21 protein-coding genes are annotated in these 25,179 nt (G+C 60.8%); 8 read left to right on the top strand and 13 right to left on the bottom strand.

Translation table 11 applies throughout. The annotated features are described in order from the left end of the window. The first annotated feature begins 61 nt into the window (after positions 1-61). A complete protein-coding gene (aqpZ, locus tag C0058_RS07820; protein ID WP_008437990.1) occupies positions 62-760 on the top strand; it encodes an aquaporin Z in 699 nt (232 codons plus the stop codon). An 11-nt stretch (positions 761-771) separates the two neighbouring features. Here the strand turns inward: aqpZ and C0058_RS07815 are convergent, their stop codons facing one another. Next, positions 772-1,896 (bottom strand): GNAT family N-acetyltransferase, encoded by a 1,125-nt coding sequence (locus C0058_RS07815; RefSeq protein ID WP_102368334.1) that lies wholly within the window; start codon positions 1,894-1,896, stop codon positions 772-774. Positions 1,897-1,935: 39 nt separating this feature from the next. Between C0058_RS07815 and C0058_RS32990 the strand changes: the two genes are divergently transcribed. Further along, positions 1,936-2,091 (top strand): hypothetical protein, encoded by a 156-nt coding sequence (locus tag C0058_RS32990; protein WP_157222855.1) that lies wholly within the window; start codon positions 1,936-1,938, stop codon positions 2,089-2,091. Positions 2,092-2,125: 34 nt separating this feature from the next. Here the strand turns inward: C0058_RS32990 and C0058_RS07810 are convergent, their stop codons facing one another. The 6 genes from C0058_RS07810 to aceK form a co-directional block, all read right to left on the bottom strand. Further along, the gene (locus C0058_RS07810) at positions 2,126-3,460 is read right to left on the bottom strand and encodes an OprO/OprP family phosphate-selective porin (RefSeq protein WP_003210703.1); all 1,335 of its coding nucleotides are present in this window, start codon (positions 3,458-3,460) and stop codon (positions 2,126-2,128) included. A gap of 340 nt (positions 3,461-3,800) precedes the next feature. Further along, the gene (locus tag C0058_RS07805; RefSeq protein WP_003210701.1) at positions 3,801-4,034 is read right to left on the bottom strand and encodes an anti-sigma factor; all 234 of its coding nucleotides are present in this window, start codon (positions 4,032-4,034) and stop codon (positions 3,801-3,803) included. Next, positions 4,028-4,642, bottom strand: a complete 615-nt coding sequence (locus tag C0058_RS07800; protein ID WP_008437987.1) for an RNA polymerase sigma factor — start codon at positions 4,640-4,642, stop codon at positions 4,028-4,030. Before C0058_RS07800 ends, C0058_RS07805 begins: the two co-directional genes overlap by 7 nt. Before the next feature lie 25 nt (positions 4,643-4,667). After that, entirely contained in the window at positions 4,668-5,789 is a 1,122-nt protein-coding gene (locus tag C0058_RS07795) for a beta-ketoacyl-ACP synthase III (RefSeq protein ID WP_003210699.1), read from the bottom strand. A gap of 264 nt (positions 5,790-6,053) precedes the next feature. Then, complete coding sequence (hrpA, locus tag C0058_RS07790) at positions 6,054-9,965, bottom strand: ATP-dependent RNA helicase HrpA (RefSeq protein ID WP_102368333.1); 3,912 nt, start codon at positions 9,963-9,965, stop codon at positions 6,054-6,056. A 70-nt stretch (positions 9,966-10,035) separates the two neighbouring features. Then, positions 10,036-11,757: a bifunctional isocitrate dehydrogenase kinase/phosphatase gene (gene aceK / locus C0058_RS07785; RefSeq protein ID WP_102368332.1), complete on the bottom strand. Its 1,722-nt coding sequence runs from the start codon at positions 11,755-11,757 to the stop codon at positions 10,036-10,038. A 411-nt stretch (positions 11,758-12,168) separates the two neighbouring features. On the opposite strand from aceK, the gene C0058_RS07780 reads away from it, so the two are divergent. Continuing rightward, on the top strand, positions 12,169-13,794 hold the full coding sequence (locus tag C0058_RS07780) for a methyl-accepting chemotaxis protein (RefSeq protein WP_023659094.1): 1,626 nt from the start codon (positions 12,169-12,171) through the stop codon (positions 13,792-13,794). 72 nt (positions 13,795-13,866) lie between these two features. Beyond that, positions 13,867-14,763 (top strand): DMT family transporter, encoded by an 897-nt coding sequence (locus tag C0058_RS07775; RefSeq protein ID WP_102368331.1) that lies wholly within the window; start codon positions 13,867-13,869, stop codon positions 14,761-14,763. 31 nt (positions 14,764-14,794) lie between these two features. Here the strand turns inward: C0058_RS07775 and C0058_RS07770 are convergent, their stop codons facing one another. The 3 genes from C0058_RS07770 to cysK form a co-directional block, all read right to left on the bottom strand. Then, positions 14,795-15,655: a DMT family transporter gene (locus C0058_RS07770; RefSeq protein ID WP_023659095.1), complete on the bottom strand. Its 861-nt coding sequence runs from the start codon at positions 15,653-15,655 to the stop codon at positions 14,795-14,797. A 416-nt stretch (positions 15,656-16,071) separates the two neighbouring features. Beyond that, entirely contained in the window at positions 16,072-17,010 is a 939-nt protein-coding gene (locus C0058_RS07765; RefSeq protein ID WP_003210693.1) for an aspartyl/asparaginyl beta-hydroxylase domain-containing protein, read from the bottom strand. Between the two features lie 186 nt (positions 17,011-17,196). Further along, on the bottom strand, positions 17,197-18,171 hold the full coding sequence (cysK, locus tag C0058_RS07760; protein WP_102368330.1) for a cysteine synthase A: 975 nt from the start codon (positions 18,169-18,171) through the stop codon (positions 17,197-17,199). A 123-nt stretch (positions 18,172-18,294) separates the two neighbouring features. Between cysK and C0058_RS07755 the strand changes: the two genes are divergently transcribed. From C0058_RS07755 to C0058_RS07745, 3 genes are all read left to right on the top strand, one after another. Further along, complete coding sequence (locus C0058_RS07755) at positions 18,295-19,371, top strand: DUF748 domain-containing protein (RefSeq protein WP_102368329.1); 1,077 nt, start codon at positions 18,295-18,297, stop codon at positions 19,369-19,371. Between the two features lie 142 nt (positions 19,372-19,513). Then, a complete protein-coding gene (locus C0058_RS07750) occupies positions 19,514-20,359 on the top strand; it encodes a MoxR family ATPase (protein WP_003210690.1) in 846 nt (281 codons plus the stop codon). An 11-nt stretch (positions 20,360-20,370) separates the two neighbouring features. Further along, entirely contained in the window at positions 20,371-21,549 is a 1,179-nt protein-coding gene (locus tag C0058_RS07745; protein WP_003210689.1) for a VWA domain-containing protein, read from the top strand. A gap of 136 nt (positions 21,550-21,685) precedes the next feature. Here C0058_RS07745 and C0058_RS07740 read toward each other — a convergent pair whose 3' ends face one another. Genes C0058_RS07740 through C0058_RS07730 form a run of 3 tightly spaced genes read right to left on the bottom strand, consistent with a single transcriptional unit; the run spans position 21,686 to position 24,050 of the window. Beyond that, positions 21,686-22,609: a biotin-dependent carboxyltransferase family protein gene (locus tag C0058_RS07740; RefSeq protein WP_003210688.1), complete on the bottom strand. Its 924-nt coding sequence runs from the start codon at positions 22,607-22,609 to the stop codon at positions 21,686-21,688. After that, positions 22,606-23,310, bottom strand: a complete 705-nt coding sequence (pxpB, locus tag C0058_RS07735) for a 5-oxoprolinase subunit PxpB (RefSeq protein ID WP_102368328.1) — start codon at positions 23,308-23,310, stop codon at positions 22,606-22,608. Before pxpB ends, C0058_RS07740 begins: the two co-directional genes overlap by 4 nt. Further along, a complete protein-coding gene (locus C0058_RS07730; protein WP_102368327.1) occupies positions 23,307-24,050 on the bottom strand; it encodes a 5-oxoprolinase subunit PxpA in 744 nt (247 codons plus the stop codon). The genes pxpB and C0058_RS07730 overlap by 4 nt, the downstream gene beginning before the upstream one ends. A 176-nt stretch (positions 24,051-24,226) precedes the next feature. Between C0058_RS07730 and C0058_RS07725 the strand changes: the two genes are divergently transcribed. Beyond that, the gene (locus C0058_RS07725) at positions 24,227-25,165 is read left to right on the top strand and encodes a LysR family transcriptional regulator (protein ID WP_102368326.1); all 939 of its coding nucleotides are present in this window, start codon (positions 24,227-24,229) and stop codon (positions 25,163-25,165) included. Positions 25,166-25,179 lie beyond the last annotated feature (14 nt).

Genomic DNA, 25,179 nt, shown 5'->3' with positions numbered 1-25,179 from the left:
GGCAGCAGGGATGCATCACAGACCCGTTAATCAGATAGAGCAATCTATTAAGGATGTGTTCATGTCACTGTTCAAACGTTCCGTTACGGAAGGACTGGGTACGTTTTGGCTGGTGTTGGGTGGCTGCGGCAGTGCGGTACTGGCCGCATCGTCCCCGGTCGGGATCGGTGTGCTCGGTGTGGCCCTGGCGTTCGGGCTCACGGTGCTGACCATGGCATTTGCCATCGGGCACATCAGCGGTTGTCACCTGAACCCTGCAGTGTCGGTGGGGCTGGTAGTGGGCGGAAGATTTCCGGCCAGGGAGTTACCGGCGTACATCGTGTCCCAGGTAATCGGCGGCGTCGTTGCCGCTGCACTGTTGTACTTCATAGCCAGCGGCAAGCCGGGGTTCGAACTGGCTTCGGGCCTGGCCAGCAACGGCTACGGCGAGCATTCGCCTGGTGGTTATTCGATGGCAGCGGGGTTTGTGTGCGAGCTGGTGATGACGGCGATGTTCGTGTTGATCATCCTCGGCGCCACCGACCGCCGTGTGCCGACGGGCTTCGCGCCCATTGCCATTGGCCTGGCGCTGACGCTGATCCACCTGATCTCGATCCCGGTCACCAACACCTCGGTCAACCCGGCCCGCAGCACCGGCCCGGCGCTGATTGTCGGCGGTTGGGCGCTCCAGCAGTTGTGGATGTTCTGGCTGGCGCCGATCCTCGGTGCAGTGGTCGGCGGCATTACCTATCGATGGCTGGGCGCGGAAAAAACCGCCTGAGCCAGACAGGTTCAGCCCTGCCGATAAGGCAGGGCTGTCCTCGCCTCCTCGGCATACGCCAGGATCCCCACGCTTTCGCGCTCCAGGAAATCCGCCACGGCGGTCTTCAATCCCGGGTGTCGCAGGTAATGCCAGGAGTGCGTGATCACCGGCTCAAACCCGCGAATCAACTTGTGCTCGCCCTGGGCGCCGGCGTCGAAACGCTGCAGGCCATGGGCAATCGCGTAATCCATGCCTTGGTAGAAGCAAGTCTCGAAATGCAGCCGGTCGAACTCGGCCAGGCAGCCCCAGTAACGCCCATAAAAACTGTTGCCGCCGATCAGGCTGAAGGCCATGGCCACCGGCCGTGAGCCTTGCTTGGCCAGCACCACGCGAATCGCCTCGGGCATGCGCTCGGCCAGCAGACTGAAAAACGCCCGGGTCAGGTACGGCGATTGTCGGCGTATGGCGTAGGTATTGGCGTAACAGGCGTAGACAAAATCCCACTGCGCCTCGCTCAACTCATGACCTTGCAGCCACTCGAAATCGATGCCCTGCCCCGCCACTTGCTCGCGCTCCTTGCGCATCTGTTTGCGCTTGCGCGAACTCAGCGCGTCGAGAAAGTCCTGGAAGTCGCGGTAGCCGCGGTTTTGCCAATGAAACTGGCAGCCCAGGCGTTGCAGCCAACCCGGCTGCCGGGCCAGTGCGGTGTCTGCGAGGGCGTCGGTAAAGTTGATATGGGCGCTGGAAAGGCCTTCGATTTCCAGGTAACCGGGCAGGCTTTTAAGCAATTCGAAACCGTCCTCGGCGCTGGCGGCCAACAGGCGCGGGCCGCTGACCGGGCTGAAGGGCACGGCCGTCAGCAATTTCGGGTAGTAGTCGATGCCCGCCCGCTCGCAGGCATCGGCCCAACCGTGGTCGAACACGTACTCGCCATAGGAATGCCATTTGCGATAGCTGGGCAACGCGGCAATCAGCCGTCCACCTTCATAATGCAGCAAATGCTCGGGCTGCCAGCCGGAGTGCGGGCCGATGCTGGCGCTGTCTTCCAGGGCACTGAGGAACGCATGGCGCAGAAACGGCTGATCGACGGGGACCAACGCGTTCCATTCATCGGGCGCAATCTCGGACAGGTTATTCAAACGTTGTAACGGCATCCCATTCCCCGACGGTCACGGCTTTGTGTAGGAGCGAGCGTGCTCGCGATGATCGTTAACGACAACGCGACCATTCTGACAGAACGCGGTGATCTCGGGTTCTTCGCGAGCAAGCTCGCGCCTACAGGACACGGCGCAAAAAAAAGCCCCGCCAAACGGCGGGGCAAACCAAATGAGGAGCGCTTTGACGGATGAAGAAATAGCGCTTTGGAGCGGTATTACAGCTTGCCTAGAACACGTATTGCACGCGGGCCACGATGGCGTCGCCGCTGTCGTCGCCATTGGCGTTCTGGATCTTGTCAGTGCTGACCTTGAGGTAGTTGGCAGACACCTTCACCGCTTCGTTGGCGTACCAGTTGACACCGATGGTGTTCAGGCTTGCCTTGGCGTCACCCACTTCACGGGTCGCGCTGTTACGCACTACGTTTTTGTCGTCAACGCTGATGTTGTCGTAGCGGTAGAACACTTCCCACGCACCGAACTGCTTGTTCTGCGGCTTGATGGTGTCGAACTTGGCGCCGTCGAGTTTGTAGACCCGGGACTCGCCGGTCAGCGTGTAGGCCACCTGGCCGTAGAACCCCGTGGCCTTCACGTCCTGATAAGCGCTGCTGTCGGCCTTCATCTTGCGGTTCAGGTATTCGGCCTGCAGGGACAGCGGACCGCGGGCGAAGGCAAATTCGCCGCCGAACACCGTGTCGGTGTCGTAGGCGTCGTTCGCGGTCAGGTTGCCGGAGTCCAGCCCTACACCGCCGCCGAAGGTCGCACGGTTGCCGTTGGCCCCGGCATCGTTACCGCCGTTGGTGGCAACGCCACGAGCGTCCAGGCGAGGACGGATCCGCGAGTCGAACGAGGTGTCCTTCAGGTCACGCACCGCCACGTCCACACCCAGGTGCAAGACGTTGCCGCTGTCGTGCATCGGCGCAAACACGGCACGGCCGTTGAACTGCTTCACGCCTTTGCCGTCCTTGTCGTTGATGTCCTTGGACGACACGCTGGAGGACAGGTAGGCCATGTCAGCCACCACGGCGCTGACCTGCAGGCCCATGCCGTTCTCGTGGGAGTTGATCCAGTCGGCGACTTCATAACCGAGGTTACGCTCGATGGCGGTCACCCATTTGGAACTGGTGGCTTTTTCCAGGCCGAAGTCCTGGTCGAAACGACCCGCGCGGATCACCACTGGCTTGAAGCCTACGTACGAGAAGGACGCTTCGTCGAAGTAGCCATCATCGGCATTGCCGGAGTTGTGGGAAAAGTCGTAGTTGATCTGGTATTTCCAGTCCTTGTACACCGTGCCGCCCAATTCGAGGTAGGCACGTCGGAAGTATGTGGCGTCAGCCGAGTTGCCATTCTTGGTGTAAAAGCCATCAAACGTGCCGTAGTCGGCCTGCAAACGACCACCCAGCTTGAAGCTGAAATTCTGGTCGGTGGTTGCAACCTCAAGGCCGCCCTTGGTTTTGACAACGATATCGGCACCGTCAGTAGTGACAGTACCGGCGAAAGCCTGGGCGGTGACGGCCAGGGCCAAGGCGCTGGCCGCGAAACCGGCGAAGTGCTTGCGGATCATCGAAGAATTCCCCTAATTGATGGTCTTGTGCACTGGTAAAACACGCGGTTTAGAGCCGCTGGTGTTGGGGGGCGATCTTGGCGAGGGGATATTTCAGCTGGGTTGCCGGAACATCAATATTTTGTTACTCGGGAACTTTTTAATAGCCATTCGAAATAAGCAAGAGCCTACGGAAATCAAGGCTCCAGCTCTGAAAACTGGTGAAAATGGCAGATGATACAAAATGTAAAAACACCCGAGAAAAATGAAATATTTTTCATCTTGGTTGTTTTTTGAGCAAAAAAAAAGCCCGCATCTTTTATCGATGCGGGCTTCGTTTCAGTGTGAAAAGTGATGGATATTATTGGTCGCGGGAGCGCTCGGCGGCCAGGCGTTCGGCCAACGCATCAACATCGGCGATAGGCGGCTCGGGCAGGATCTTCAGCGTCGCCTGCATCAAGCGCATCTGCCGGATAAAGCGCCGGCAGTTGGGGCAGAACATCAGGTGATGGCGCACCAGCAGGCGCTCGCGAAAGGTCAGTTGCCCATCGAGATAGTCACTGGAACGTGCCACTTGTTCCTTACAGGTCAACATTCGCCGGTTTCCTCAAAATGCTCCACCGTGGCGAAGACTTTAAGCCGTGCTCGATGCAACAGCACACGAACATTGGAGAGCGATAGCGTCAGAAGATTACAAATCTCCTCCAACTCCAGCCCCTGGCGCTCACGCAGCAGCAGTACGCTGCTTTGCAGTTCGGAAAGACTGGCCAGCGTGTGCTCCAGGCAATTACGCAGTTCGTCTTCGGTAAGCAGCGCTTCGGGAGTGTCCTGATGCCAGGCAAACGGCGCGACGGCCCAGTGGCCATCGTCGGGCACAAAGCGATCATCACCGATGGTGCCATGGGGCGCCGGCAAGTCATCGAGCAGTACTTCCCGGCGGTTCTGCTTGTAGCGGCCCTTTGCCGAGTTGGCCGTGATGGTCAGCAGCCAGGTCTTGAGGCTGGAACGCCCCTCGAATTTCGCCAGGTTGCGCACCACCGAGAGCCAGGCGTCCTGCACCACCTCGTCGGCATGGCGCTGGCCAACAATGGCATAGGCCACCGCGCGCATAGCGCTCTGGTAAGTGGTGACCAACTCCTTGTAGGCCCGCTGCTCACCCTTGAGCAATCGTTCAAGCAGGTGCGCGTCGTCCGCTGCTGCCATTCAAGACCTCGATTTCAAAACATGATCAGCGTTTGCGCAGGATCACGCTACCAATCGAATACCCTGCGCCAAACGAGCTAAGCACAGCCACAGCGCCCTTCGGCAAGTCGTCCTGGTAGGTGTGGAACGCAATCACCGAACCCGCCGAACTGGTGTTGGCGTAAGTATCGAGGATCACCGGCGCCTCTTCCACAGAAGCCTCGCGGCCCAGCAGTTTCTTGACGATCAGGTGATTCATGCTGAGGTTGGCCTGGTGCAGCCAGAAACGCTTCACATCGCCAACATTCAGCTGGTTTTCCGACAGGTGCTTGCCGATCAACTCGGCGACCATCGGGCAGACATCACGGAAGACCTTGCGGCCTTCCTGCACGAACAGCTTGTCCGGGGCACCAATCCCCTCTTCCGCCGCGCGGTTGAGGAAGCCGAAGTTATTGCGGATGTTGTTGGAGAACTTGGTCAGCAACTTCGTGCTCACCACATCGAACTGATGCTCGGAAGTGGCCAGGTCGGCCCGCTCCAGGATCACGGCGGTGGCCGCATCGCCAAAGATGAAATGGCTGTCGCGGTCGCGGAAGTTCAGGTGGCCGGTGCAGATCTCCGGGTTGACCATCAGGATCGCCCGCGCCTGGCCCAGCTGGATGCTGTTGGCGGCGTTCTGGATACCGAAGGTCGCCGAGGAACACGCCACGTTCATGTCAAAGCCAAAACCCTGGATACCCAGCGCTTCCTGGACTTCGATGGCAATCGCCGGGTACGCCCGCTGCAGGTTGGAACAGGCGACGATCACACCGTCGATATCGGCGGCGGTCTTGCCGGCACGCTGCAACGCTTGCTCGGCAGCACTGACGGCCATCTGGCAGAGGATCGACCATTCGTCGTTGGAGCGCTCGGGCAGGCGTGGCGCCATGCGTTGCGGGTCGAGAATGCCGGCCTTGTCCATGACAAAGCGGCTCTTGATGCCCGAGGCCTTCTCGATAAAGGCGGCGCTGGATTCGGTCAGGGCCTCCACGTCACCGCGTTCAATGGCGGCGGCGTTATCCAGGTTGAACTGTTGCACGTAAGCATTGAAAGACTGCACCAGCTCTTCGTTGGAGATGCTGTTGGCCGGGGTGTACAGGCCTGTGCCGCTGATGACGACGTTATGCACGGTCGTTCCTCTAAATCTGTTCAGGCAGAAGGGTATTGGTACCGTCGTACCAAACCGTAAGTAGTTTTATGCCGCCCAGCGGCCTTCAAACTGGAAACGCTTTATTCCATCGCGCCACGGCTGCACCAGCCCAACTCGACGATCCCGGCATTTATAACCGCGAAGTTTGCCACAACATCGGACACTTGGCGCCTATCCCGCGCAAACACCTTCCCTGTGGCGAGCGAGCAAGCTCGCTCGCCACAGTTGCTTGCCGCACGTCGGTCACGCTTCGACCAGGCTCCATTGCTTGCTCAGGCGCTTGTCGGAAATCGGTACCTTGGTGCCCAACTGCTGGGCAAACAGCGAAACCCGGTATTCCTCCAGCCACCAGCGATACAGCTCCAGCTGAGGGTCGCGCTTGCCTTCCTGGGCGTGTTTGTTCAGGCGGTTCTGATACTGGCTCCACAAGCCGCCCAACTCGGTACTCCAGACCCGGTCCTTCTGCACCTGGCTTGGCAATTTCTCCAGGCGCAGCTCGATGGCCTTGAGGAAGCGCGGCAGTTCCTTGAACCATTGCGCCGGGGTTTCCCGTACGAAACCGGGATACACCAGATTGCTCAGTTGCTGCTTGATATCATTCAGCGCCACCGCCTGGGCCAGGTCAATCTTGCCCTTGAAGCGTTTTTGCAGGCCATGCCACAGTTTCAAAATTTCGAGGGTCAGGCGCGCCTGGCGCTCGGCGTGCTCGGTCCAACTGCCACGGTTGCGCTCGGCCAGGGCGGCCAGGCCGGCGCCGTCCCGCGGCAGGCTGGCTTCGCCTTCCAGCACGCAACTGTCGAGGCTGGCCAACAGAATGTCTTCCACCAGGGCTTCGATACGCCCCAGCTCGCGGTACATCAACCCCAACTCGGTCAGGCCCGGCAATTTGCCCCGCAGGAACTTTGCCGGCTCGGCCAGTTGTTGCAGCAGCAGGCGCTGCAAGGCTCGACGGTGCTGGAACTCAGCCTCGGCAGCGGTAGAGAAACGCCCTTCCTTGACCGTGCCGTTTTCTTCGACCAAGGCCGGATACACCGTCATCGAAAGCCCGGCTATGTTTTGCTGGGTTTTCTCGGCCACCGCCGCGAACACCTTGGCCTCCACCGGCTGCTGGCTCTTCGCAGTCTGCGGCACCGCCAACGCAGCTTGGCTGGCCTCGGCGAAACGCGCGGTCAACTCGGCCAGGTCGCGGCCTTCACCGAGGAACTTGCCCTGGCCGTCGACCACTTCCAGGTTCATCTTCAGGTGGCTCTCCACCTGCTGCGCAGCCTCGGCCCAGGCTTCATCGCTGACCCGTGCCCCGGTCATGCGCAGCAACTCGCGCCCCAAGGCCTGAGGCAACGAGCCTTGGCCAAACTCGATACGTTGCAACGCCGCCTTGACGAAATCCGGCACCGGCACGAAGTTCTTGCGCAGGGCCTTGGGCAAGTTGCGCACCAGGGCAATGCACTTGGCCTCGATCACACCCGGCACCAGCCATTCCAGGCGCTCGGGCGGCAAGGCCGGCAACAACGGCGCCGGTACGCGCAGGGTCACACCGTCCCGTGGATGGTTGGGTTCGAAGTGATAACTCAAGGCCAGCGCCAGGTCGCCCAGGTGCAAGGTGTCGGGGTAATGGGCGGCGGTGACTTCGCTGGCCTCGCGGGCCAGCACGTCTTCTTCGCGCATGATCAACAGCTGCGGGTCTTTCTGGCTGTTGACCTTGTACCAACTGTCGAAGGTCGCGGTCTGGTGAATCTCCGCCGGCAGGCGCGCATCGTAGAAGGCGTACAGCGTTTCCTCGTCCGCCAGGATATCGCGCCGGCGGGCCTTGGCTTCCAGTTCGTCGAGCTGCTCCAACAATTGCTGGTTGGCCGTCAGGCAGCGGGCCCGGGACTGGATCTCGCCGCGCACCAGGCCTTCGCGGATAAACAGCTCGCGAGACGTCACCGGATCAATCGGCCCGTAATGCACCGGCCGGCGCCCGACGATGATCAACCCGAACAGGGTGATCTGCTCAAACGCCACCACCTGGCCGCGCTTCTTTTCCCAATGGGGTTCGAAGTGGTTTTTCTTGATCAGGTGCCCGGCCAACGGCTCGATCCAGTCGGCGTCGATCTTGGCCACCATCCGCGCGTACAGCTTGGTGGTTTCCACCAGCTCGGCGGTCATCAGCCATTGCGGACGCTTCTTGCCAATACCCGACGACGGGTGAATCCAGAAACGCCGCTGACGCGCGCCGAGGTAATCGCCCTCTTCGGTCTTCTGGCCAATCTGGCTGAGCAGGCCGGACAGCACCGCCTTGTGCAGTTTGGGGAAGTCCGCCGGTTCTTTGTTGACGGTCAACTGCATGTCGCGACAGATCAGGCTCAACTGGCGGTGGGAGTCACGCCACTCCCGCAGGCGCAGGTAGTTCAGGAAATTCTTGCGGCACCAATTGCGCAGCGGGCTGGCGGTCAATTCCTGGCGCTGCTCTTCAAAACCACGCCACAGGTTCACCAACCCGGCGAAGTCCGAATCCGCGTCCTTCCATTGTGCGTGAGCCTGGTCGGCGGCTTGCTGGCGCTCCGGCGGACGCTCGCGCGGGTCCTGGATCGACATGGCGCTGGCGACGATCAGCACTTCCTGCAAGCTGCCAAGCTTGGCCGCCTCCAGCAACATGCGGCCCATGCGTGGGTCCACCGGCAGACGCGCCAACTGGCGGCCCATCGGTGTCAGCTGGCTGTTGCGGTCAACGGCGGACAACTCTTGCAGCAGGTTGAAACCGTCGCTGATGGCCTTGCCGTCCGGCGGCTCGATAAACGGGAAATCGGTGATCTCGCCCAGGCGCAGGTGCAGCATCTGCAGGATTACGGCCGCGAGGTTTGTGCGAAGAATCTCGGGGTCGGTAAATTCCGGGCGCCCGATAAAATCCTCTTCGCTGTACAAGCGCACGCAGATACCGGGTTCGACCCGCCCGCACCGGCCTTTACGCTGGTTGGCACTGGCCTGGGAAATCGCCTCGATCGGCAGTCGCTGCACCTTGGCCCGGTAGCTGTAGCGGCTGATGCGCGCGGTGCCGCTGTCGATCACATAACGAATGCCTGGCACGGTCAGCGAGGTTTCCGCGACGTTGGTCGCCAGCACCACACGCCGGCCCGGGTGCGACTGGAAGATCCGCTGCTGCTCCGCCGGCGACAGGCGCGCATACAGCGGCAGGATTTCAGTGTGCTTGAGCTGGGCCTTGCGCAGCATGTCGGCGGCGTCGCGAATCTCGCGCTCGCCGGGCAGGAACACCAGCACATCGCCGGGGCTCTTGCGCTCGCTGCGCTCGAAGGCGGCGATCTCATCGAGGGTGGCGAGAATCGCCTGGTCGACGGTCAGGTCGTCCTCGACGCGGTTGCCCTCCTCGTCCTGCTCCAGGGTCAGCGGGCGGTACCAGGTCTCCACCGGGAAGGTGCGGCCCGACACCTCGACAATCGGCGCATCGTCGAAGTGCTTGGAAAAGCGCTCCAGGTCGATGGTGGCCGAGGTGATGATGACCTTGAGGTCCGGGCGACGCGGCAGCAGGGTTTTCAGATAACCCAGCAGGAAGTCGATGTTCAGGCTGCGTTCGTGGGCTTCGTCGACGATGATCGTGTCGTAGCGTTCGAGGTAGCGGTCGTTCTGGGTTTCGGCCAGCAGGATACCGTCGGTCATCAGCTTGATCAGGGTGTTGGAATCACTCTGGTCTTCAAACCGCACCTGATAACCCACCAGGGAACCCAGCGGCGTCGCCAACTCTTCCGCGACCCGGCTCGCCACGCTGCGCGCCGCAATCCGCCGCGGCTGGGTGTGGCCGATCAGGCCGTATTGGCCGCGGCCGATTTCCAGGCAGATTTTCGGCAACTGGGTGGTTTTACCCGAACCGGTCTCACCGGCAATGATCAGCACCTGATGCTTGAGCAACGCTTCCTTGATCTCGTCACGCTTGGCGGCGATCGGCAGGCTGTCGTCATAGCGAATCACCGGCAGGCTGGCGCGCCGCGCCGTCACCTGGGCGCAGGAGGCCTGCATCCGCGTCACCCACTGCGCAAGTTTTTCCTCATCGGGTTTCTTGCGCAGCTCAAGCAGCTGCCGCCGCAGGCGGTGGCGGTCGGCGAGCATGGCGTGATCGAGGTTTTTCAGCAGTTGGTCGATAGCGGGCGCTTGGTCAGTCATCAGGTACGCAAAGGTCGTCTATGTAGGCAGGGGGCGGATTGTCGCAGAAAAGCGCCGCCGCGCGCTCCCCTCATTCATTGTCCAGGCCCTTGCGCCGGTAAGGAAACACATCGATTACCTTGCCGGCGCGAATCGCCTCTTGCAGGCCTTTCCAGTAGTCGGCGTTGTACAACTCGCCGTGCAGTTCGTCGAACAGGCGGCGCTGGCCGGAATCAGCAAACAGGAATGGCGGGAACTCCTCGGGGAACACGTCCAGAGGACCGATGGAATACCAGGGCTCGGAGGCCATTTCATCTTCCGGGGTACGCGGCGCCGGAATGTGGCGGAAGTTGGCCTCGGTCAGGAAACAGATTTCGTCATAGTCGTAGAACACCACGCGACCGTGGCGGGTGACGCCAAAATTCTTCAGCAGCATGTCGCCCGGGAAAATATTCGCCGCCGCCAGTTGCTTGATCGCCAGGCCGTAGTCTTCCAGGGCTTCGCGCACCTGGGCTTCGTTGGCGTTTTCCAGGTAGAGGTTCAGCGGGGTCATGCGCCGCTCGGTCCAGCAGTGGCGGATCAGTACCGTATCGCCTTCGACTTCGACGGTACCGGCGGCGACTTCCAGCAGTTCGGCCAGGCATTCAGGCTCGAATTTGCTCAACGGAAAACGGAAGTCGGCGAACTCCTGGGTGTCGGCCATGCGCCCTACCCGGTCGACACTTTTCACCAACCGGTACTTCTCGATCACGGTGGCGCGGTTGACGTTTTTCGACGGTGAAAACCGGTCCTTGATGATCTTGAACACGGTGTTGAAACCCGGCAGGGTAAACACGCTCATGACCATGCCGCGCACGCCCGGCGCCATGATGAACTGGTCATCGGTGGTGGCAAGGTGGTTGATCAGCGCCCGGTAGAATTCGGATTTGCCGTGTTTGTAGAAGCCGATGGAGGTGTACAACTCGGCGATGTGCTTGCCCGGCAGGATGCGCTTGAGGAAGCCGATAAACTCCGCCGGCACCGGCACGTCCACCATGAAATAGGAGCGGGTGAACGAGAAGATGATCGACACATCGGCCTCGTCGGTGATCAGCGCGTCGATCTGGATGCCGCGCCCTTCCCGATGCAGCAGCGGGATCACCAGCGGCCACTGTTCGTCGCGGGTGTAGATGCGTCCGACGAGGTACGCGCCTTTGTTGCGGTACAGCACCGAGGAAAACAGTTCGACGTTGAGGTCCGGGTCCTTGCACACCCAGTCCGGCAGGTTTTCGCGCAATTGCGCCTCCAGGCGGCGCAGGTCGGCGGGCAAGTCGGCGTAGGGTTCGCTGAAACTGTAGTCGGCGAAAATCTGCTCCAGCATGCCCGCCAGCTTGCCGCCCGGCTTGTAGGTGCGGGTTTGCGCCGCCCGGGCGCGGCGCAGGCTGGGCCGGGTGGTATGGATGAACATGCAGCCGTCGCTGATCAGGTCATGGCTGAACAGCCCGCAAAACGTCGAGTTGTACCAGGTCTCGGACAGCTCATCGTCAAACCGCAGGTCGATCAGGCTGATGTAGGCACTTTTCACCAGCGGCCAGTCGGCAATGTCGAGCAACACGGCTTCATCGAAAGCTGCCCGCAGCCGCGCCGTGACTTCGCTGACCTTCTCTTCGTAAAGATTGATGCGCGCAGCCGATGCCGCCTGCCCTTGCTGCCACTGCGCCTTTTCAAAACGCTCCCGGGCGCCGTCGGTGATCTGGCGGAAGTGCTCGCGGTAGTCGTCGAAGCCGTCGAGGATCATCTGCGCAATGTCGAGGGCGGGCGTTGGCTGCGGCATTCGGGAAACCTCTGCGGGCATTTGGAGTGAGCTGAGCTTAGCCAGTGTGCGGGAACAGGAGAAGGATCATTTTTCATTCAGACTTGTACAAGATTGTTCATTTCGTACATTTATTTACTCTTTATTTAATTCGACTAACCGGTCAACAAAAAACCCGCGCGTCACCCTCCCCGCATTAAACGTTTCATCTACAGGCCTTGTGTGACGTGGCCTGTCTGTGCGAGCCGGGGTAAATAAGAGTCTTTGCTCTACTGCTCCGGTACTGGTGGCTTCTCGACCATTGGATCCAACGTAAGGGAAACCCTGACTACCCTAGATAGTGGCACTTTGCTATATAGCGCGCCCTCTCCCACCTAACAAGGTCAGAAGACCGATCCGGGAACAGGTTCTAACCGCCAAAGGAGCATTGAGATGTCATTGAGGAATATGGGGATCGGCCTGCGCGCCAGTCTGAGTTTTGCGGTACTGGCCGGCTTGCTGGTAGTGGTGGGTCTGTTTGGCTTGGGGCAAATGGCCAAGCTGCGGGAAAGCGCCACCGTGATTGAGGATTCCTGGATGCCGAGCATAGAGACGGTCCACGACAGCGCGGCCTTTATCGCCAGCATCCGCCTGGAAGCACTGCGCCTGTTGACCACCGACGAATCCAGGGTGCGCGACAACAGCAAGAGCCTGATCAGCAAGGAACAGGCAGACCTGCAGGAAAGCTTCAAGCAATACGAAACACTGGTGGTCAACGAGCAGGACGCCGAGATGCTCAACCAGCTGAAAAGTACCGTATCGACGTACATGAGCATCATGGGCCAGATGATTCAGCTGGTGGACCAGGATCAACAGCAGCAGGCCATGGACCTGCTCAACAGCCGCCTCGCGCCCCAGGGCCTGGTGCTCAACAAGAGCCTGGAAGACCTGATCACCTTCAACCAGAAAGGCGTCCAGGAAGCCGCAGAGTCGGCGGCGCAGATGTACTACAGCGCCCAATGGATCGTAGGCCTGATCATCATCACCGCCCTGCTGGCCACCTTGTTGCTGGCCTGGCTGCTGACCCGCAGTATCACCGCGCCCATTGGCCAGGCACTGACAGTGGCCCGCACCATCGCCTCCGGCGATCTGAGCCGGCCGATCGTCGTGGAGGGCAAGGATGAGCCGGCGCAACTGCTCACCGCGCTGGCCACCATGCAGGCCAACCTGCAGGAAACCATCCGTGGCATCAGCGAATCGTCGCAGCAGTTGGCCTCGGCGGCGGAAGAGATGAGTTCGGTAATGGAGCAGAGCACCCGCGGCCTGCAAGCGCAGAACGACGAGATCGAACAGGCTGCCACCGCCGTGACGCAGATGAGCGCGGCAGTCGATGAAGTGGCGGGCAATGCGGTTTCCAGCGCCGAAGCCTCCAAGGCCTCCGACGAAGACAGCAAGCACGGTCACTACCAGATCAGCGAAACCATCAGCTCGATCCAGAACCTGGTGGACGAAGTCCTCGGTGCCTCGACCAAGGCCGAGGGCCTGGCGGCGCAGGCCCAGGACATCAGCAAGGTGCTTGAAGTGATTCGCGGGATTGCCGGGCAAACCAACCTGCTGGCACTCAACGCAGCGATTGAGGCGGCACGCGCGGGCGAGGCCGGTCGTGGTTTTGCCGTGGTGGCTGACGAAGTGCGCTCCCTGGCACAACGCACCCAGGACTCCACCGAAGAAATCGAGCAGATGATCAACGGTATCCAGCAAGGTACCCAGGACACCGTCGGCGCCCTGAACAGCAGCGCCGAACACGCCGGCCAGACCTTGCAGCGGGCCAACAGCGCCGGCAGTGCACTGGAGAAAATCACGGCGGCAATCTCACAGATCAGCCAGCGCAACCTGGTGATCGCCAGCGCCGCCGAGCAGCAAGCGTTGGTGGCTCGTGAGGTGGACCGCAGCCTGGTGAACATCCGGGACCTGTCGACGCAAACCGCCGCCGGTGCCACCCAGACCTCGGCGGCCAGCCAGGAACTGTCGCGGCTGGCGGTGGACCTCAATGGCTTGGTGACGCGTTTCGTGCTGTAAAACATGTATTAGCGATTGTGTCAGACAGGTCGGTGGGCAACACTTCCGCCCTTATCAAACTGGAGTTCCTCCGTGAGACCTGTCGACACCCTGCACCTGTTGGTGCTGGCCGCTATCTGGGGCGCGAGTTTTTTGTTCATGCGAATTATCGCGCCGGAAATCGGCACCCTTCCTACCGCGTTTTTCCGGGTGTCGATTGCCGCCACCGGCCTGCTGGTGATCCTCGCCATGATGCGGGTGAGTTGGGATTTCCAGGGCAAGTTCAAGACAGTCCTGTTGCTCGGGGTGATCAACTCGGGCATTCCTGCGACCATGTATTCAGTGGCGGCCCAAGTGCTGCCGGCCGGTTACTCGGCGATCTTCAATGCCACGACGCCACTGATGGGCGTGCTGATTGGCGGGTTGTTCTTCAGTGAGCGCCTCACGCCGTCGAAAATTGCCGGGGTATGCCTGGGCCTGTTCGGCGTTGGCATCCTGACCCGCGCCGGGCCGGTGGCCTTCGACATGGAATTGCTGATGGGTGCGCTGGCATGCCTGTTGGCGACCACCTGCTATGGCTTTGCCGGCTTTTTGGCACGCCGCTGGCTCGATCAACAGGGCGGGCTGGACAGTCGCCTGGCGGCCCTGGGCAGCATGCTCGGGGCCACGCTGTTCCTGTTGCCACTGTTTGTCTGGAGTGCCGTCAGCCATCCACCGGCCAGTTGGGGTGGCTGGCCTGTGTGGTTGTCGTTGCTGGGATTGGGGCTGGTGTGTACGGCGTTTGCCTACATCCTGTACTTCCGCTTGCTGACCTCCATCGGCCCGGTGAAGTCGATGACCGTGACCTTCATGATTCCGCCGTTCGGGGTGTTGTGGGGCGCGTTGCTGCTGGATGAGCCGTTGTCCATGGCGCATCTGTATGGCGGGTTGTTGATTGCGGGGGCGTTGTGGCTGGTGCTTCGTCCGGGGAAATTGGCCCGCAAGCTGTAGGAGCTTTTTGGCTCCTACAGCGTTGGGTTTATCAGCCCTTACGGAACACAAAAGCCAATCCGACGATGATCAAGCCCATCCCCAGCAAGCTCAACATTGCCAGCTTGTTGCCGAAGATCAGGTAGTCCATCACCGCCGTCACCGCGGGCACCAGGTAGAACAAGCTGGTGACATTCACCAGGTTGCCCCGGGCAATCAGCCGGTACAGCAACAGCGTCGCCAGCAACGACACCACCAGCCCCATCCACAGCACCGGCACGAAAAAGCCGGTGTTGTGTTCAAAGTGGAACGGCTGGAACGGCACAAACACCGAGCACAACAGCAAGCCTGCCAGGTATTGCACAGGCAGCGTGCCCAACGGGTTATCGGTGATGCGCTTCTGCATGATCGAACCAAAGGTCATGCTGGCCAGGGCCAACAGGCCAAAAAGCATGCCTGCCAGGGACATGCCGGACATCCCGATGCCCTGGTACACCACCATGATCAACCCCGCCAATCCCAGCGCGAGGCCGAACATCCGGCTCCAGGAGCGCCGGCGCTCCATCAACACCACGGTCAGGATCGGCTGCACGCCCATGATGGTTGCCATCATGCCGGGCGTGACTTTGAGGTCCAGGGCCAGCAGATAGAAAATCTGGTAGGCCCCCAACAGCACCAGCCCGGTAGCCGCCGCGTAAAGCATCGGCTTGCCGGGACGCGGCAACTTCAGCTTGAGGATCGGTACCAGTATCACCAACCCCGCCAGGGCGATGGCGAAACGGATCAGCAGAAACGCAAAGGGTGAAGCGTGGGCCAGGCCCCATTTGGAGAAAATCGCCCCGCTGCTCCACAGCAAGACAAACAGGCTCGTCGAGGCCGCCGCGGCCACGGATTGTTTCGAAAGAACAGACATGGATACCACCTGTGATCAGGCAAAAAGCCAACTCAGCAACAGCTGAAATTCAGTAGGTTTTTTCAGGCGGGCACAGGGGAACAGCCATCAGCTGATCAGCCCGAAATGCCAACACCCGGCGGTGATACGACTGCGTACACCGGCGTGCTACTGACAGGTGGGGGGTAGTGACTGATCTGCGCAGGCTGCTGGCTCCCGCACGGCACGACCGCAGCGTTGACCGCTGAATCGACTACCGCTATGCGCAGGGAAGCTGGCATGTGCTGATCTTTTATGGAGGGATGAACAAGGTGTCTGGAAACACCTGCGGCCGACTATAACCAGCTGGGGACATGCTTTGCAATAACTTCGCCCGCACAAATCCAGCGCATAAAAAAACCGCTCATCGGAGCGGTTTTTTCGAGCCTGCAAACGCCTTAACCAAACAACCAATACCCCAGCGCCGTCAGCACCACCACCGCCAGCACTGGCCGCAGGATGCGATAAGCCTTCGGATGCTTGCGCTTCCACTGCTTGACCACGCCACTGAAGCTGTCGCTGAAGCGCTTGCTCCAGGCATACGCCTGGTTGATCCCGCCAACGCGTTCGTCATCCAGGTTCTGCGGCGCGGTGGCGCGCCCCAGTTGCGCGCTGACCCAACGGTTGATGCGGGTCATCAGGCGGTTGCTCAGCGGGCGTTCGATGTCGCAGAACAGGATCACCCGGGTGTGCTCGGTTTCGTTCTTCACCCAGTGCACGTAGGTCTCGTCGAACATTACATCTTCACCGTCGCGCCAGGCGTACACCTGGCCGTCGACGAAAATACGGCAGTCATCGGAGTTCGGCGTGGACAGCCCCAGGTGATAACGCAGGGAACCGGCAAACGGGTCGCGATGCGGGTTGAGGTGGCTGCCACCTGGCAACAGGGCGAACATCGCGCCCTTGACGTTGGGAATACTGCTGACCAGGGCCACGGTTTTCGGGCACAGCAGTTCAGCCGACGGCAACGGTTTGTCGTACCACTTGAGGTAGAAACGCTTCCAGCCCTTCTTGAAGAACGAGCCGAAACCGGCGTCGTTGTTCTTCTCCGCGGCGCGGATGTAGCCCTCGTCGAACAGGTGCATGGCCTCTTCGCGAATCACTTCCCAGTTGTCCTTGAGCACGTCCAGCTCCGGGAACTTGCTGCGGTCCAGGTACGGCTTGGACGGCACGGCGGAGAAGATGTACATCAAGGCGTTGTACGGGGCGAACAGCGCTGAATGGTTGACGAACTGACGCAACATCGGCAAACGGGCCTTGCCACGCAAATGCACATACAGCGTGCTGCCGATAAACAGCAGCAACACCGACAGTTTGGCGGCCAAAGAAAAGGTCATGCAGCAACTCCTGGAAATAGGCGTCTGGCCATTAGCCTCCCGTTAAGGGGAAACCAGACGTAGCAGCCGGCCATGATAAACACTCCGGGCCTCGGGAAAAACCCGCGCACTCCAACAATCAGCATCTAGCGGTGCGCGATAACGGGCCAATTATGCATAAGGGCCACGCCATCGCGCTGATTTGAATCAAGCCTGGTTTTCCTGATCGGTGAACAAATCGGCGAACAGCATGCTCGACAGGTAGCGTTCACCGGAGTCCGGCAGCACCACGACGATGGTCTTGCCCTGCATTTCCGGCTTCTCCGCCAGGCGCACCGCCACGGCCATCGCCGCGCCGCAGGAGATACCACACAGAATCCCCTCCTCCTGCATCAGGCGCAACGCCATGGCCTTGGATTCTTCGTCGCTGACCAGTTCGACCCGGTCGACCATCGACAGGTCGAGGTTCTTCGGCACAAAACCGGCGCCGATACCCTGGATCTTGTGGGGGCTGGGCTTGATCTCTTCACCGGCCAGCGCCTGGGTAATCACTGGCGAACTGATCGGCTCCACCGCCACCGACAGGATCGGCTTGCCCTGGATGTTCTTGATATAGCGCGACACCCCGGTGATGGTGCCGCCAGTGCCCACGCCCGCTACCAGCACGTCCACCGCGCCATCAGTGTCATTCCAGATTTCCGGACCGGTGGTTTTCTCGTGGATCGCCGGGTTGGCCGGGTTTTCGAACTGGGCCGGCATAAAGTACCTGGCCGGGTCGCTGGCAAGGATTTCGCCGGCTTTTTCAATCGCGCCCTTCATGCCCTTGGCCGGCTCGGTCAACACCAGTTCGGCACCGAGGGCCTTGAGCACCTTGCGGCGCTCGATGCTCATGGAGGCGGGCATGGTCAGCAACAGCTTGTAACCACGGGCGGCGGCGACAAATGCCAGGCCGATCCCGGTGTTGCCGGAAGTCGGCTCGACAATGGTCATGCCCGGCTTGAGTTTGCCGCTGCCTTCGGCATCCCAGATCATGTTTGCGCCAATCCGGCACTTCACCGAATACCCCGGGTTACGCCCTTCGATCTTGGCCAGGATAGTCACGCCACGCGGCGCGATACGGTTGATCTGAACCAGGGGCGTGTTACCGATGGAGTGCGCGTTGTCTGCAAAAATGCGGCTCATGACGGGTCCTTAAGGCAATTTCAGGAAGGCCCCAAGGGTATGCCTCGTGCTGCAAGGCGTCCAGTCAAGCGAACGTCCGGCGGCGCCAGCAGTCAATCGCCTACACGGATGGAGAATTTTCCTATGAAACGTCGCTACAGTTGGCCGCTCTGGACCCTCGTCGGGGTCGTGGTACTGCTGGTCGTCCTGGATATCGCCCTGCCCTATCTGGTGCGCAATTACCTGAATGACAAACTCGCCGACATGGGCGATTACCGCGGCCAGGTCACCGATGTCGACCTCGCACTGTGGCGCGGCGCCTATCGGATCAACGGCCTGCAGATCGTCAAGGTCGACGGCAAGGTGCCGGTACCGTTCGTCAAGGCGCCGGTGATCGACCTGTCGGTCAGCTGGCATTCGCTGTGGTACGACCACGCAGTGGTGGCCGAGGCACAGTTCATCAAGCCGGAGCTGAACTTCGTCGACGGCGGCACCAACAAACAGGCGTCCCAGACCGGTCAGGGCACCGACTGGCGGGCACAACTGAGCAAACTGTTGCCGATCACCCTCAACGAGGTACGCATCGACGACGGCAAGATCGCGTTCCATAACTTCAGTTCGAAACCGCCGGTCAATATGTACGCAACCCAGGTCAACGCCAGCTTCTACAACCTGACCAACGTGGTGGATGTCAAAGGCCAGCGCGACGCGCGCTTCGACGGCAAGGCGCTGTTTCTGGGCCAGGCACCGCTGGAAGCCACCGCCACGTTCGACCCCCTGAGCAATTTCGAAAACTTCGAATTCCGCTTCCGGGCCCGGGATATCGAACTCAAGCGCATGAATGACTTCGCCTCGGCCTACGGCAAGTTCGACTTCAATGCCGGCAACGGCGACCTGGTGGTGGAAGCCCAGGCCGAAAAAGGCCAGTTGACCGGCTACATCAAGCCTTTGCTGCGCAATGTCGAAGTGTTCAACTGGCAGCAGGATGTCGAGAACAAGGACAAGGGCATCTTCCGGTCGATCTGGGAGGCGGTGGTTGGCGTCAGCGAAACCGTGCTGAAGAACCAGCAGAAAAACCAGTTCGCCACCCGCGTGGAGCTCAGCGGCAACGTGCACCAGCAAGATATCAGCGCGTTCCAGGCGTTTTTGCAGATTTTGCGCAATGGTTTTGTCCAGGCCTTCAACGCCCGCTATGAACAACCCAAGCCCTCGACAGATTGATCTTCAACGTGACTGCCCATTCAGAGACTGAATAGCCCGTCTGCGTTCACAGTCGCCGGGGCTGCGCGGTATAGTCGGGCCAAGCTGATTACTCGCCCGCTTCGGTCCTGCACCGTTCGGCGTCACGTTCGAGGATTGATAGATGAAGTTCGAAGGCACCCAGGCCTACGTTGCCACCGATGACCTGAAACTGGCCGTCAACGCCGCCATCACATTGGAGCGGCCACTGCTGGTCAAGGGCGAACCGGGCACCGGCAAGACCATGCTCGCCGAGCAACTGGCCGAATCCTTTGGCGCCAAGCTGATCACCTGGCACATCAAGTCCACCACCAAGGCGCACCAGGGCCTGTACGAGTACGACGCGGTGAGCCGCCTGCGGGACTCGCAGCTGGGCGTGGACAAGGTGCACGACGTACGCAACTACCTGAAAAAGGGCAAGCTCTGGGAAGCCTTCGAGTCCGAGGAGCGGGTCATCCTGCTGATCGACGAAATCGACAAGGCCGACATCGAGTTCCCCAACGACCTGCTGCAAGAACTCGACAAGATGGAGTTCTACGTCTACGAAATCGACGAGACCATCAAGGCCAAGAAGCGCCCGATCATCATCATTACTTCCAACAACGAAAAAGAGCTGCCGGACGCGTTCCTGCGCCGCTGCTTCTTCCACTACATCGCCTTCCCGGACCGCACCACCCTGCAAAAGATCGTCGACGTGCACTACCCGGACATCAAGAAAGACCTGGTCAGCGAAGCCCTCGACGTATTCTTTGACGTGCGCAAAGTACCGGGCCTGAAGAAAAAACCGTCCACCTCCGAACTGGTGGACTGGCTGAAACTGCTGATGGCCGACAACATCGGCGAAGCGGTGCTGCGCGAGCGCGACCCCACCAAGGCCATCCCGCCCCTGGCCGGTGCCCTGGTGAAGAACGAGCAGGACGTGCAGTTGCTGGAACGCCTGGCGTTCATGAGCCGTCGCGGTAACCGATAAGGGCGATTGCCATGCTGCTCAACCTGTTCAATGAAATGCGTGCAGCCAAGGTGCCGGTGTCGGTGCGTGAGCTGCTGGACCTGATCAACGCGCTGAAACAGCGCGTGACCTTCGCCGACATGGACGAGTTCTACTACCTGGCCCGGGCGATCCTGGTGAAGGACGAACGGCATTTCGACAAGTTCGACCGGGCCTTCGGCGCCTACTTCAACGGCCTGGAAAAACTCGACGATCACCTGCAGGCACTGATCCCCGAAGACTGGCTGCGCAAGGAATTCGAACGCTCGCTGACCGACGAGGAACGCGCACAGATCCAGTCCCTCGGCGGCCTCGACAAGCTCATCGAAGAATTCAAGAAACGTCTCGAAGAACAGAAGGAACGCCACGCCGGCGGCAACAAGTGGATCGGCACCGGCGGTACCAGCCCCTTCGGCTCCGGCGGCTTCAACCCCGAAGGCATACGCGTGGGGGATGCCGGCAAGCGCCAGGGCAAGGCGGTCAAGGTCTGGGACCAGCGCGAGTACAAGAACCTCGATGATTCGGTGGAACTGGGCACGCGCAACATCAAGATCGCCCTGCGCCGCCTGCGCAAGTTCGCACGCCAGGGTGCGGCGGAAGAGCTCGACATTGACGGCACCATCGACCATACGGCCCGCGATGCCGGGCTGCTGAATATCCAGATGCGCCCGGAGCGGCGCAACACCATCAAGCTGTTGCTGCTGTTCGACATCGGCGGCTCGATGGATGCCCATGTGAAGACTTGCGAAGAGTTGTTCTCGGCGTGCAAGACCGAGTTCAAGCACCTGGAGTATTTCTACTTCCACAACTTCATCTATGAATCGGTGTGGAAGAACAACATGCGCCGGGGCTCGGAACGCACCTCGACCCAGGATTTGCTGCACAAGTACGGTGCCGACTACAAAGTGATCTTTATCGGCGATGCGGCCATGGCGCCGTATGAAATCACCCAGGCCGGCGGCAGCGTCGAGCACTGGAATGAAGAGCCCGGGTATGTGTGGATGCAGCGGTTCATGGAGAAGTACAAGAAGCTGATCTGGATTAATCCGTACCCGAAAGATACCTGGGGCTATACGGCGTCCACCGGGATTGTCCGGGACTTGATCGAAGACCAGATGTTTCCGTTGACGTTGCGCGGGCTTGAGGAAGGGATGCGCTTTTTGTCGAAGTAAGTTGTTTCCCAGACAACCACGATCAAATGTGGGAGCGGGCTTGCTCGCGAAAGCGCAGTGTCAGTCACCGAATATATTGGCTGATACACCGCCTTCGCGAGCAAGCCCGCTCCCACATTTTGTCCTGCGGCGGTCTTTAGTTTCTGGCAAGGTACTGCAAATACTCCACTTGCTGGCGATGCGCCGTCTCCTGCACCACCGGCGCCAACCTCACCTTCTCCCCCGGCAAGCACTGCGCCAGCCGCGCCAACGCCAATGGCGTCAACGCGCCCAATCGTGGGTAGCCGCCAATGGTCTGCCGGTCATTGAGCAACACAATCGGCTGCCCGTCCGGCGGCACCTGGATCGCCCCCAGCGGGATGCCTTCCGAGATCAGCGACGGCCCCTGATATTCCAGCGGCGTACCCAGCAAGCGCATGCCCATGCGGTCGGCACGGCTGTCGAGGGTCCACTCGCTGTTGAACACATCAAACAGACTCTGCCCGCCAAACTGACCGATCTGCGCCCCGAGGATCACCTCAAGTGGCGCCTTGGAATCCAGCTTCGGCAATTGCCCGGCGGACAACACCTGCATCGCACCGCCCACGCCCGAATAGGTCAATTGCGCACCTTCGGCCAGTGACCGGCCAAAGCCATCCAGCCCGCCCAGTTCTTCACGGCCCACCGTGGCGCAGCTGCCCAGCACCTGCGGCGCATCAAACCCGCCCGGCGCTGCCAGGTAAGCCCGCGCACCGCTGAATGGCTGGGTAAAACGCAAGCGCTGGCCCTTTTGCAGAATAAAGCTGCGCCCCGGGCTGATCGCGCGCTCGTCGACATACGCGCCCAAGTCCGCCCCGGCCAGCGCCAGCAGGCAATAGGCCTCGGCCTGCACGGTGAAGCCACCCAAGGTGATTTCCACCACCGGCGCATCCAGGGCATTGCCCAGCAACCAATTGGCCCACGACATCGACACCCAATCCAGCGCGCCGCCCTGGGTCACGCCCAAGTGCCTTACGCCAAAACGTCCAGCGTCCTGCAACAAGCAGAGCGGGGTGCTGGCCTCGATCAACAAGCGGCTCATGCCTGGGCCTCCAACGGTGTGTCATCGCCACCCAGGTTGATGAATTCGCGATGGCTGACCGCTTCGTAACGCACGGTGTCCCCCGGCTGCATCAGACTGTAGCCGTCGCGTTCGCGGTCAAACAACTTGGCCGGTGTGCGGCCGATCAGGTTCCAGCCACCTGGCGAGACCACCGGATAAGCCGCCGTCTGCCGCTCGGCGATGCCCACGCTGCCCGCCGCCACCCGCTTGCGCGGGGTGTTGAGCCGCGGTGTCGCGAGCTGTTCATCCACCAGCCCCATAAAGGCAAACCCCGGGGCGAAGCCCAAGGCGAATACCTGGTACTCATGCTGGCTGTGACGGCGAATCACCTCCTCCACTGCCAGGCCACTGCGCTGCGCCAGCAACGCCAACTCCGGGCCGACACTCAGGTCATACCAGACCGGCAACACATGGCATCGCCCGCTGCCCTGGGGTTCGGGCTGCAATTCCTTGAGCGCCTGGTCGATCAACGCCCGTGCCTGGCCAGGGTCCAGCGCCAGCAGGTCGTAGTGCACCATCAGGGTCGTGTAGGACGGCACCAGGTCCACCAGCGCCGGGCCAAAACCTTCGCGCAAACGGCGGGTGGCGGCGAGCATCCAGGGCATGTTGTCTTCGGCGATCACCTCAAACAGGCGCACCATCAGGCAGTCGATGGCCACCACTTCAATCCGTGGCTTCATGCTGGGGTCAACGCCTCGCGGATGCGCTGCACGGCAGCCACTGAGCTGGTGTTATCGCCATGCACGCACAAGGTATTGGCTTGCAGGTGCAACGGACTGCCATCACTGGCGACCAACTGTTCTCCCCGGGCGATGATCAAGGCCTGCTGGATGATCTTTTCCGGGTCATGATGCACCGCGCCCGGCAACTGGCGGGAGACCAGATGGCCGGCGCTGTCGTAGGCACGGTCGGCAAAGGCTTCGAACCACAGGGTCACGCCATATTCGTCACCCAAGGCCTGGGCGGCGCTGTTGTCACGGGTGGCCATCAGCATCAATGGCAGGCTGGCGTCGTAGGCCGCCACGGCCTGGATCACCGCTCGCAATTGCGCAGGCTTGGCCATCATGTCGTTGTACATCGCGCCATGGGGTTTGACGTAGCTGACCCGCCCGCCCTGGGCCCGGCAAATACCGTCGAGGGCGCCGACCTGGTAGTGCAACAGGTCCTGGATTTCCTGCGGGGTGTAGGCCATGGAGCGGCGGCCGAAACCCTGCAGGTCCTGGTACGCCGGGTGCGCGCCCACCTGCACGCCATGCTCGAAGGCCAGGCTGACGGTCTTGCGCATGATGCTCGGGTCGCCGGCGTGGAAACCGCAGGCTACGTTGGCGCAATCAATGAACGGCATGACTTCGGCGTCCAGCCCCAAGGTCCAGTTGCCAAAGCTTTCGCCGATGTCGCAGTTCAATAGCAGGCGGCTCACGGTAGGGCTCCTGTAGGCTTTATTTTTTTGTAGTGTGGGATCTTTTACCAAGATCTCGCAACGATGTTGTCCCGAGCCCCAACGACGCTTATCGTGAGACAGCTCGATTTTTGGCGGTTGCGGCACGCTGCGTCCAACTAATAAAAAACAATCCATGCATAAGAAAAGTTGATCCCATGAATTTGAAGTTCCTCGAAACCTTCGTCTGGGTGGCCAAGCTCAAGAGCTTTCGCCTCACGGCAGAGAAGCTGTTCACCACCCAGGCCTCGATCTCCAGCCGCATCGCCGTGCTGGAAGGCGAGTTGGGGGTGAAGCTGTTCCTGCGCGATTCCCGAGGTGTGAGCCTGACGCCGGAAGGCTTGAAGGTGCTCGATTATGCCGAGCAGATGATGGCGACCATGCAAGGGCTCAAGCAGTCCCTGGAAACCACCAGCAGCAAGGTCGGGCGTATCCGCATCGGAGTGATGGACACGGTGATTCACACCTGGCTGAGCGCGCTGGTGGCAGAACTGACGGACAACTTTCCGCGGGTAGAAATCGAGTTGGTCGCCGATACCGCGCTGAACCTCAGCGATCAGTTGCAAAAAGGCTTTCTCGACCTGATCCTGCAAACCGACCTGCTGCGCCAGGAAACCTTGCGCAGCCTGGAACTGGCCAGCCACCCCATGGGCTGGATCGTCGCCAGCCACTCGATCTACAACCGCGACTACGCGTCCCTCGCCGAACTGGCCCAGGAGCGCATCATCACCTACTCGAAAAACTCCTGTCCGCACCAGGACGTGCTCAGCCTGATGCAGGCTAACGGCGTATCCGCCCCACGGATGAACTGTGTGAACTCGGTGTCAGCGATCACCCGCCTGCTGCGGGACGGGTTCGGGATTGGTGCGTTCCCGCCCGTATTGGTCAGTGAAGAGCTGGCACGAGGTGAATTGACCATGCTGCCCATGGAACAACGGCCGCCGAACCTGCAGGTGGTGGTGTCGTGGCGAGTGGGCGTGGAGTTGGTGGAGGAGATTGTGGCGCTGTGCCAGAGCGTGGTGCAGCAGTACGCGCAGAAGGTGGGCGAGGACTTGATGGTGTTGAGCAACCCCATGCCACTGAAGGAACCGATTTAAAACTGTGGGAGCGG

Source organism: Pseudomonas sp. NC02, assembly GCF_002874965.1.
Classification (GTDB): Bacteria; Pseudomonadota; Gammaproteobacteria; order Pseudomonadales; family Pseudomonadaceae; genus Aquipseudomonas.
This window is presented reverse-complemented; position numbering and strand designations above follow the sequence as displayed.

Excerpts from the sequence above, each read along its gene's own strand:
- aqpZ (WP_008437990.1), top strand. The coding sequence starts at position 62 with ATGTCACTGTTCAAACGTTCCGTTACGGAAGGACTGGGTACGTTTTGG.
- aceK (WP_102368332.1), bottom strand. The coding sequence starts at position 11,757 with ATGCCGCAGCCAACGCCCGCCCTCGACATTGCGCAGATGATCCTCGAC.
- C0058_RS07725 (WP_102368326.1), top strand. The coding sequence starts at position 24,227 with ATGAATTTGAAGTTCCTCGAAACCTTCGTCTGGGTGGCCAAGCTCAAG.
- C0058_RS07755 (WP_102368329.1), top strand. The coding sequence starts at position 18,295 with ATGAAACGTCGCTACAGTTGGCCGCTCTGGACCCTCGTCGGGGTCGTG.
- C0058_RS07745 (WP_003210689.1), top strand. The coding sequence starts at position 20,371 with ATGCTGCTCAACCTGTTCAATGAAATGCGTGCAGCCAAGGTGCCGGTG.
- C0058_RS07770 (WP_023659095.1), bottom strand. The coding sequence starts at position 15,655 with ATGTCTGTTCTTTCGAAACAATCCGTGGCCGCGGCGGCCTCGACGAGC.
- hrpA (WP_102368333.1), bottom strand. The coding sequence starts at position 9,965 with ATGACTGACCAAGCGCCCGCTATCGACCAACTGCTGAAAAACCTCGAT.
- C0058_RS07805 (WP_003210701.1), bottom strand. The coding sequence starts at position 4,034 with ATGTTGACCTGTAAGGAACAAGTGGCACGTTCCAGTGACTATCTCGAT.
- C0058_RS07765 (WP_003210693.1), bottom strand. The coding sequence starts at position 17,010 with ATGACCTTTTCTTTGGCCGCCAAACTGTCGGTGTTGCTGCTGTTTATC.
- C0058_RS07740 (WP_003210688.1), bottom strand. The coding sequence starts at position 22,609 with ATGAGCCGCTTGTTGATCGAGGCCAGCACCCCGCTCTGCTTGTTGCAG.
- C0058_RS07810 (WP_003210703.1), bottom strand. The coding sequence starts at position 3,460 with ATGATCCGCAAGCACTTCGCCGGTTTCGCGGCCAGCGCCTTGGCCCTG.
- C0058_RS07780 (WP_023659094.1), top strand. The coding sequence starts at position 12,169 with ATGTCATTGAGGAATATGGGGATCGGCCTGCGCGCCAGTCTGAGTTTT.
- pxpB (WP_102368328.1), bottom strand. The coding sequence starts at position 23,310 with ATGAAGCCACGGATTGAAGTGGTGGCCATCGACTGCCTGATGGTGCGC.
- cysK (WP_102368330.1), bottom strand. The coding sequence starts at position 18,171 with ATGAGCCGCATTTTTGCAGACAACGCGCACTCCATCGGTAACACGCCC.
- C0058_RS07800 (WP_008437987.1), bottom strand. The coding sequence starts at position 4,642 with ATGGCAGCAGCGGACGACGCGCACCTGCTTGAACGATTGCTCAAGGGT.
- C0058_RS07815 (WP_102368334.1), bottom strand. The coding sequence starts at position 1,896 with ATGCCGTTACAACGTTTGAATAACCTGTCCGAGATTGCGCCCGATGAA.
- C0058_RS07750 (WP_003210690.1), top strand. The coding sequence starts at position 19,514 with ATGAAGTTCGAAGGCACCCAGGCCTACGTTGCCACCGATGACCTGAAA.